Below are 8,442 nucleotides of genomic sequence, written 5' to 3'. Positions count from 1 at the left end.
AGCCACGGGCCCAAAAAACGCCCCATAAAAACGGCTTTTTACGGCTACTTACCGCCGCCTCCAGGGGCCGGGGGCGCGGGCACCGGGGGCACCGGGGGCGCCGTGCCCCGGCCGGCTAGCGCTTCGGGGCGCTTGCCGTCTCCCAGATGTAGATGCCGCGCCGCTGTTCTTCCTCGTCGCCGGGGCGGAGTGAGATGCCCTTGCGATCACGCAGCAGCAGGGTCGCGATGAGGCCGACCACGGTCATGCCTACGAGATAGAAGGTGACAGACGTGGAGGTTCCCGTCGTCTGCTGCAGCCACGACGCGATTGCCGGCGCGAACGCTCCACCGAGAATGGCTCCGATCGCGTACGAGATCGAGACTCCCGAGAAGCGCACGGAGGCGGGGAACAGCTCGGAGTACCAGGCGGATTGCGGTCCATACGTGAATCCGAGCCCGAGGGTCAGCAGCATGAGGCCGACCGCCAGCAATACGGGGTTACCGGTATTGACGAGTGGGAATAGCGCGAAGAGCGCAGCGCCCTGCAAGATCCAGCCGATGATGTAGGTCGTGCGGCGTCCGATACGGTCACAGATCCAGCCCGCGATAAACGTTGAGAGCAGCCAAGTGACGGACGACGCGGTGACGGCCCACAGCACCTCGCCTCGGTCGAGGCCCACGGGGCCGTCGGGGTTCGTGGCGTAGTTCTGCACGTATCCGCCGGTCGTCATGTATCCGACCGCGTTGTTGCCGGCGAAGACGAGCGCGGCGAGAATCACGAGCGGGGTGAAGCGAGCGAACAGGCGCACGATCGGGGCACCGGTCTGCTCCTTGCGCTCAGCGATTTCGGTAAAGACCGGGCTCTCCTCGACGCGGCGGCGCACCCAGTAGCCGATGAGAATTAGCACGATTGAGAACAGGAACGGGATGCGCCAGCCCCACACGAGGAAGGCATCGCCGGGGAAGATCATGTTCATGATGGCGAGCATCGCGCTCGCGAGCAGCAGGCCGATCGGCACGCCGATCTGCGGCATCGCGCCGAACAGACCGCGGCGATCGCGCGGCGCGTGCTCGACGGCCATGAGCACGGCACCGCCCCACTCGCCGCCCGCTGAAACACCCTGCAAAATGCGCAGCAGGATGAGCAGAATCGGCGCCGCGATGCCGATCTGACCGTAGGTCGGCAAGAGACCGATGAGCACGGTCGAAGCGCCCATCAGGATCAGCGTCACGACCAGGATGATGCGGCGACCGAAGCGGTCGCCGAAGTGACCGGCAAGGAAGGCGCCGAGCGGGCGGAACAGGAAGCTAATGCCGACAGTGAGGAACGAGAGAATCGTGCCGACACCCTTGCCTGCCGGTTCAAAGAAGAGCTGGCTGAATACGAGACCAGCCGCTGAGGCGTAGATGAAGTAGTCGTACCATTCGACTGTCGTGCCAACCACTGTGGCAATCGCGACGCGGCGGCGATCGCCGGTGGTGGCGATGGTACCTGTCGGGGTCAGTGATCCCCGCGGGGGTACTGATGACATACGGACACTCCTTTGTGACGAGGGTTCGGCGGCTGCCGATCAGTAATAATATACGATTTCAAATACGTTGCCGCAAGGTGTCGGGGCAGTTTCCTCGGGTTTCGCGACGGTGCGTGCACTTACTGGCCGGAAATGCCCACGAGTACGGATCTAGCCACTCGATTTCCTATGGGACGCAGAATGTCTTATTATTCTCGGGTTATTCCCAGGCCCCGAACGCGGGCCGTACCCAAACGAGTGAGGCACTTCCCCCCGCAATGAATTTCGAATCAAATGACCCGAAATCTGCTTACTCAAAGCCGGTATCGCCCGAGACGTCTGTGGGGACAGTGCAAATCGCACATAAGAAGCTCCGCCCGCGTCACGTAACAATGATCACGCTCGGCGGAATTATCGGCGCAAGCCTCTTCGTCGGCTCCGGCAACGTCATCCGCGAGGTTGGCCCCGCAGCAATTCTCTCGTACTTGATCGGCGGCCTCCTCGTCTTCCTCGCCATGCGCATGCTCGGCGAGATGGCCGCTGCGCGGCCCGCTATTGGCTCGTTCATGGAATACGCCCGCGTCGGACTCGGCGACTGGGCAGCGTACCTCGTCGGCTGGCTCTACTGGTACTTCTGGGTGGGCGTGCTCGCGTACGAGGCGGTGCTCGGCGGTGAAACGCTGCAGGGTTGGTTCCCGGCGCTGCCGTCGTGGGCGGGCTCGTTGATCCTGCTCCTCATCTTCGTGGGCACGAACCTGATCTCCGTGCGCACCTTCGGTGAGGTCGAGTTCTGGCTCGCGAGCGTCAAGGTGCTCGCGATCGTCGTCTTCCTCGGCGCTGGCGTGCTCTTCGCGCTCGGCCTGTGGCCCAACTCGAGCTTCTCGGTACCGAACCTCTGGGAGCACGGCGGTTTCGCCCCCAACGGCTTCGGTGTTGCGTTCACCGGCGTTGCGCTCGTGATCTTCTCGTACTTCGGTACCGAGATCGCCGTGATGGCAGCGGCCGAATCTGAAGATCCCGCACGCGGGATCCGCCAGGCGACCAGCACCGTCATCTGGCGCATCCTGCTCTTCTTCGTGGGCGCAGTGCTCGTGATCACGACGATTGTGCCCTGGGACGAACTGCCCGAGCCGATCAACGTCGCGACCGCGCCGTTCACCTACGTGTTTGAACTCTTCGGCCTCCCGGGTGCGGCGATCGTGATGCAGCTCGTCATCTTCACCGCGGTGATCTCCGTGCTGAACTCTGGCCTGTATTCGGCGTCGCGGATGTTCTCGTCGCTCGCCGAACAGGGCTTCGCGCCGAAGTTCGTCGCAAAGAAGGCGAAGAACGGCGTACCGGTTGCGGCGCTGATCGCCTCGACGAGCGGCGGCGTTATCGCGACGATCGTGAATTACGCGGCCCCTGATTCAGGTGTCTTCTCGTTCATCATGAACTCGGCCGGCCTCGTCGCGCTCTTCGTCTACGTCTTCATTGCACTCACTCAGATGCGCCTGCGTCAGAAGATGACGCCTGAGGAGGTCGCGAACCTCAAGCTCAAGGTGTGGTTGCACCCGTGGCTGAACATCGTGCTGATCGCCGCCATCATCGGTGTGCTCATCGTCATGCTCTCGTCTGAGTCGGGCCGCGACCAGGTCTGGACGAGCCTCATCGCCACCGGTGTGCTGGTCGTGTGCTGGCCCTTCGTGCGGCGCTCGCGCCTGAAGCGCAAGGCGGCTGCCGACTCGGCGGCGGCCGAAGAAGCGGCCGCAGAAGCTGCGCTCGAGGCGTAACGGCGGCGCGAGCCACTGCGCAGTCACTCGCGGCGGCGGGATCGGGGGTTCCCGGCCCGTCGCCGCTGGTGTCTCCGCGGATCGGTGAGAGACTGGGCGCGTGGCAGACACTCAGAACGGCCGCGTTGCGGTCTACCTCGACTTCGACAACATCGTGCTCTCGTGGTACGACCGCGTGCACGGGCGCAATTCGTTCGCCCGGGATCGCCAGCGCATTGCCGAGGACCCCACTGAGGCGGGCATCGCCGAGCGCCTCCGCGCTGCGGTTGTCGACGTCGGCGCGATTATCGACTACGCGTCGTCGTTCGGTACCCTCGTGCTCACGCGTGCCTACGCCGACTGGTCAGCGCCGATGAACGCTGAGTATCGCTCGCAGCTCGTCGCCCGCGCGATTGACCTCGTGCAGCTGTTTCCCGCCGCCGCGTACGCGAAGAACGGCGCTGACATTCGCCTCGCGGTTGATGCCGTAGAAGACATGTTCCGACTCGACGACCTCACGCACGTCGTGATTGTCGCGGGCGATTCTGATTACGTGCCGCTCGCACAGCGCTGCAAGCGTCTTGGTCGCTACGTCGTGGGCATCGGCGTCGCGGGCTCGACTGCGAAAGCGCTCACCGCCGCCTGCGACGAGTTCGCCTCGTACGACGCACTCCCGGGCATTGAGACGCTGTCACGCGCAGTCTCGCCGCACACACCACGCGAGGATCAGCCCAAGCGATCCCGCCGCGGCGGTCGAGGCAACTCAGCGACAGAAACGGCGTCGGCCCCCGGTGCGGGATCCGCGTCGGGCGCGAACTCGGATTCGAGCGCTGAATCATCGTCGGGGGGAGCGTCCACCGACTCCTTCGAGCAGGGCCTCGAGAGCGCCCTCGAAGCGGCCGAAGAAGCTGCCATCGACATTGAACCCGGCGACTCGATCGACGGCGAAGACTCGGAGATCGCGGTCACGGGGCTGCTGATCCGCGCCCTCTGGCTGAGCCAAGACAAAGACGACTCTGGCTGGCTCTACAGTTCGGCCGTGAAGCAGCAGATGCGCCGCATGGACCCGTCGTTCAATGAGAAGGCGCTCGGCTTCCGCTCATTCTCGGACTTCCTGAAGTCGCGCGCCGACGTCGCAGAACTTGAAGAGACGGGGCACGAGCGCCTGGTGCGCCTCCGCGACCAGTCTGAGTGAGCCGCGCGTCGCGCTTGGCGCCCGCGCAACGCGCACGGCGCTCCCGCCCGCACGGCGCGCACGGCGCCCGCGCGTCGCGTTCGGCAAGCGATCTGCGTTCGGCAAGCCGAACCACCCCGATCCGGGCTTGCCGAACGCAGATAGCTTGCGCAACGCGAGCCGCCCGCACCCCGCCCGCACCCGTCACCTCGCCAGGTACCGCCGCACCCCCGTCGCGGCGGCGCGCCCCGCGCGGTTTGCACCGATGGTGCTCGCCGAGGGGCCATACCCGACGAGCTGCACTCTCGGGTCGACGACCGCCGTCGTGCCGCGCCCGGCGCGGTCAAGCTGGATTCCTCCGGCGCGGCTGCGCAGGTGCAGTGGTGCGAGGTGCGCGATCGCGGGTCGAAAACCCGTCGCCCACAGAATCGCGTCGACCCGCTCGAACGTGCCGTCCGCCCAGCGCACGCCGTCGGGTTCGATGCTGGCGAACATCGGCCGTCTGCGCGCGTAGGCGCCGAGCCGCTCCGCTTCGCGCTCCTGCTCCCGCAGCATGAGTCCGGTCACGCTGACGACGCTCTGCGGCGGGAGCCCGGCCGCAACGCGTTGCTCGACGAGGGCGACTGACGCCGCGCCCGCCTCTGGCGTGAAGTCGTCGGTGCGCCAGATCGGCTCGCTGCGGGTGACCCAGATCGTGTCGGTGATCGGCGCGAGCGCGCCTAAGAACTGCACCGCTGATGCTCCGCCGCCGACCACGAGCGTGCGCTTGCCGATGAAGTGCTCTGGCCCGGGGTACGCGACCGTATGAAATTGCTCACCCGCGAACTGGGCCATGCCGGGGTAGCGGGGGATGAATGGCTGCGACCACGTGCCCGTCGCGTTCACGATGGTGCGCGTGCGCCATACTCGATCGCCCGCTGTGACGGTGAGTAGGCGCTGCTGATCAGGGTCGTTCTCCACGCGATCGACACGGACGGGCCGGATCACCGGAAGTGCGTGCTCCCGCTCGTATTTGGTGAAGTAGGCGGGAATCGCCTGGTTCGCGCGCTGCACGGTGCGGGCTGGCGGGAGCGAACCCGGCAACTCGGCGACGCCGTGCACGTCTCTCATCGTGAGCGCGTCCCAGCGATGCTGCCACGCGCCGCCCGCCGACTCGTCAGCGTCGAGCACGACGTGCGAGATGTCGAGTCGCTGCAGGTGAAAGGAGCTCGACAACCCGGCCTGGCCCGCGCCGATCACAACGCTGTCGAAGGTGCGGGATTCAGTCACACGGGGTGCAACTGACTCGGACCCGTCGCCATTCCCTTCGGCGCGGCGCACTCAACGCCTGCGTTGCCGCTAGCGGATCAAGGGGAGTGCGGGCGCCCAAAATGTCTTGCCCGAGTTGGCGCGCGACAACCCCACAATCGAGAACACGAGGTGCGCGAGTGTCATGATCGCCCACAGGGTGATGGGAATGCCGAGCGGATAAAACCCTGAGACCAACCCGTTCCGTGCTGCAGTGAAGAGCAACACGAAGTGGCCGCCGACGAGCAGGATCGTGGCGATGAGATAGGTCAGGGCCCAGTTCATAGCGTTGCGCCCGTTGATCTCGGCAATTCCGCCACGCTTGCGGGCAGAGGCGCCGCCGAGCAACATCGCGATACACGATGCGATGGCCGCGAGAAACGGGATGAACGCGAGGGCGATCAGTCCGAGCGCCCACGCAGCAGCCCCGGTGACGGGACGCACGTAGTGGGGATACTGCGCGGGTTGCGCGTACTGTGGCTGGGCATACTGCGGTTGCGCGTACTGCGGCTGGGCGTACTGCGGTTGCGCATACTGTGGCTGGGCGTATTGCGGCTGCACGGACCCAGCTGTCGGAGCAGCAGGTGCGTCCACCGGAGCCACCGCGTTCGCATCCGCCGGGGGTGCATATTGGCTGGGAACGGGCGGCTGCTGGCCAGGATCCGGGAAACTCATATCTTCAGGCTAGCGAAAAGTCGGTTGGCGATCCGGGATCCAGCGTCGTTTTTCTCCGCACCTCCCCATTCGACCCGTCGCCATACGCTCCTCGCGAACCCAGCGCAGCCCCCTCGCGCAGCCCGCCGGAGCGGCGTATGGTCGCAATTGACCGCCGCACCAACCGCACCAACCGCACCAAACGAAAGGCAAGGCATTCATGACCACTGTCGCCGAACACATCGTCGCAACACTCAAGACCAACGGCGTGGAGCGCGTGTACGGCCTGCCGGGTGACTCGCTGAACGGCTTCACCGATGCGTTACGCAAGGACGGCTCGATCCGGTGGGTGCACGTACGACACGAGGAATCGGCTGCGTTTGCCGCGGCCGCCGACGCGGCAGTCACGGGCGAGTTGGCAGTGGTCGCCGGATCCTGCGGCCCCGGAAACCTGCACTTCGTGAATGGACTCTACGATGCGAATCGCTCGCGCGTTCCCGTGCTCGCGATCGCCGCTCACATTCCGACGAGCGAGATCGGCAGTAACTACTTCCAGGAAACGCATCCGCAGGACCTGTTCCGCGAAGCGAGCGTGTACAGCGAATACGTAGCGAGCCCGAGCCAGATGCCCCGCGTGCTCGAGATCGCGATGCGCACGGCGATTGAGCGCCGTGGCGTGGCGGTCGTGGTGATTCCGGGTGACGTGGCGCTCTCGGACGCGCTGACGACGGCGACGCATCTCATCGAGCGCGCACGGCCCGTGGTCGTGCCCAGCGCTGAAGAGCTGGACCGCGCGGCCGAGCTGCTGAACGGTGCGAAGCGCGTCACCATCCTGGCGGGCGCGGGGGTCGAGGGTGCTCACGAGCAGGTAGTAGCGCTGGCGGATCGCCTCGCCGCGCCCATCGTGCACGCCCTCCGCGGCAAGGAGTTCATCGAGTACGACAATCCGTTCGATGTGGGTATGACCGGTCTGCTCGGGTTCGCCTCCGGCTTCCGCGCGATGGATGGCGCCGATGCGTTGCTGATGCTGGGCACCGACTTCCCGTACACGCAGTTCTACCCGGAGAAAGCTCGGACGATCCAGGTCGACATCCGGGGGGAGCAGATCGGTCGCAGGCATCCGGTGGACCTCGGGCTCGTGGGGGACGCGGGTGCCACGGCGCATGCGTTGCTCGAGCGCATCACCCCGGGTCGGGATCGGAGCCACCTCGACGACGCCCGCGCGCACTACACGAAGACCCGCGCGAAGCTTGACGAACTGGCGGTGCCGTCGAAGCGCAAGCAGCCGATCCACCCGCAATACCTGGCCAAGCTGCTCGACGAGGCGGCCGACGAAGACGTGGTGTTCACCGCGGACGTCGGATCGCCCACAGTGTGGGCTGCCCGCTACTTCACGATGAACGGGAAGCGCCGCCTGATCGGGTCGTTCAACCACGGCTCGATGGCGAACGCGCTGTTGCACGGCATCGGTGCGCAGGCCGCGCAGCCCGACCGACAGGTCGTCGCGCTCGCCGGTGACGGCGGGCTCGCGATGATGCTCGGCGAGCTCATCACGCTGACCCAGAACCAGCTGCCGGTGAAGACCATTGTGGTGAACAACGCATCGCTGAACTTCGTCGAACTCGAGATGAAGGCGGCGGGATTCGTCAACTACGGCACCGATCTCGCGAACCCGAACTTCGCCGACGTCGCGACGGCGCTCGGTATTTTCTCGCGGCGCGTGGAGCGCTCGGAGGATCTGCCGCAGGCGCTTGCCGAGGTGCTCGCCCACGACGGCCCGGCGCTGCTCGACGTGGTGACCGAGCGCCAAGAACTCTCGATGCCGCCCGCGATCAACGCGGAGCAGGTGAAGGGGTTCGCGCTCTACGCGATCCGCACCGTGATGTCGGGCCGCGGCGACGAGCTGCTCGACCTGGCCCGCGCGAACTGGCGCCAGCTGTTCTGAGCGCAGCGGGCGGCGGTGCCGCTGCGCTCGCTGAGCCCCGCCCGTCTCGCCGAGTCCCTACCGTCTCGCCGAGTCCCTCCCGCGAACACGCATTTCGGGAAGGGGCTCGGCGACGTGGAAGGGGTTCGGTGATGTAGCG

General features: G+C 66.1%; 6 protein-coding genes. 3 read left to right on the top strand and 3 right to left on the bottom strand.

Features of this window, described 5'->3' with window-relative positions; all coding sequences use genetic code 11:
• Window positions 1–115: 115 nt before the first annotated feature.
• Window positions 116–1,513 carry an MFS transporter gene (locus tag ACFWHR_RS09955; protein WP_382448149.1) on the bottom strand — a complete coding sequence of 466 codons (1,398 nt, stop codon included), beginning with the start codon at window positions 1,511–1,513 and terminating at the stop codon, window positions 116–118.
• Window positions 1,514–1,842: 329 nt separating this feature from the next.
• On the opposite strand from ACFWHR_RS09955, the gene ACFWHR_RS09950 reads away from it, so the two are divergent.
• Together ACFWHR_RS09950 and ACFWHR_RS09945 are read left to right on the top strand one after the other, a co-directional pair.
• Window positions 1,843–3,264, top strand: coding sequence for an amino acid permease (locus ACFWHR_RS09950; protein ID WP_382448148.1), 1,422 nt, complete (start codon window positions 1,843–1,845; stop codon window positions 3,262–3,264).
• A 100-nt stretch (window positions 3,265–3,364) separates the two neighbouring features.
• Window positions 3,365–4,438: an NYN domain-containing protein gene (locus ACFWHR_RS09945; protein ID WP_382448147.1), complete on the top strand. Its 1,074-nt coding sequence runs from the start codon at window positions 3,365–3,367 to the stop codon at window positions 4,436–4,438.
• Between the two features lie 183 nt (window positions 4,439–4,621).
• On the opposite strand, the gene ACFWHR_RS09940 is transcribed toward ACFWHR_RS09945, so the two are convergent.
• Window positions 4,622–5,686, bottom strand: a complete 1,065-nt coding sequence (locus ACFWHR_RS09940) for a flavin-containing monooxygenase (RefSeq protein ID WP_382448146.1) — start codon at window positions 5,684–5,686, stop codon at window positions 4,622–4,624.
• Between the two features lie 69 nt (window positions 5,687–5,755).
• A complete protein-coding gene (locus ACFWHR_RS09935; RefSeq protein WP_382448145.1) occupies window positions 5,756–6,379 on the bottom strand; it encodes a DUF4870 domain-containing protein in 624 nt (207 codons plus the stop codon).
• 199 nt (window positions 6,380–6,578) lie between these two features.
• Here ACFWHR_RS09935 and poxB point away from each other — a divergent pair, with 199 nt between their 5' ends.
• Window positions 6,579–8,303: a ubiquinone-dependent pyruvate dehydrogenase gene (gene poxB, locus ACFWHR_RS09930; protein WP_382448144.1), complete on the top strand. Its 1,725-nt coding sequence runs from the start codon at window positions 6,579–6,581 to the stop codon at window positions 8,301–8,303.
• The last annotated feature ends 139 nt before the right edge of the window (window positions 8,304–8,442 follow it).

This window comes from Leucobacter sp. NPDC058333 (assembly GCF_042726155.1).
In the GTDB taxonomy this organism is placed as follows: Bacteria; Actinomycetota; Actinomycetes; order Actinomycetales; family Microbacteriaceae; genus Leucobacter.
Note: the sequence above shows the minus strand (reverse complement) of the source record. Positions and strands in the feature narration are given on the sequence as shown.

Coding starts and splice junctions, on each gene's coding strand:
- ACFWHR_RS09935 (WP_382448145.1), bottom strand. CDS start 6,379: ATGAGTTTCCCGGATCCTGGCCAGCAGCCGCCCGTTCCCAGCCAATAT.
- poxB (WP_382448144.1), top strand. CDS start 6,579: ATGACCACTGTCGCCGAACACATCGTCGCAACACTCAAGACCAACGGC.
- ACFWHR_RS09955 (WP_382448149.1), bottom strand. CDS start 1,513: ATGTCATCAGTACCCCCGCGGGGATCACTGACCCCGACAGGTACCATC.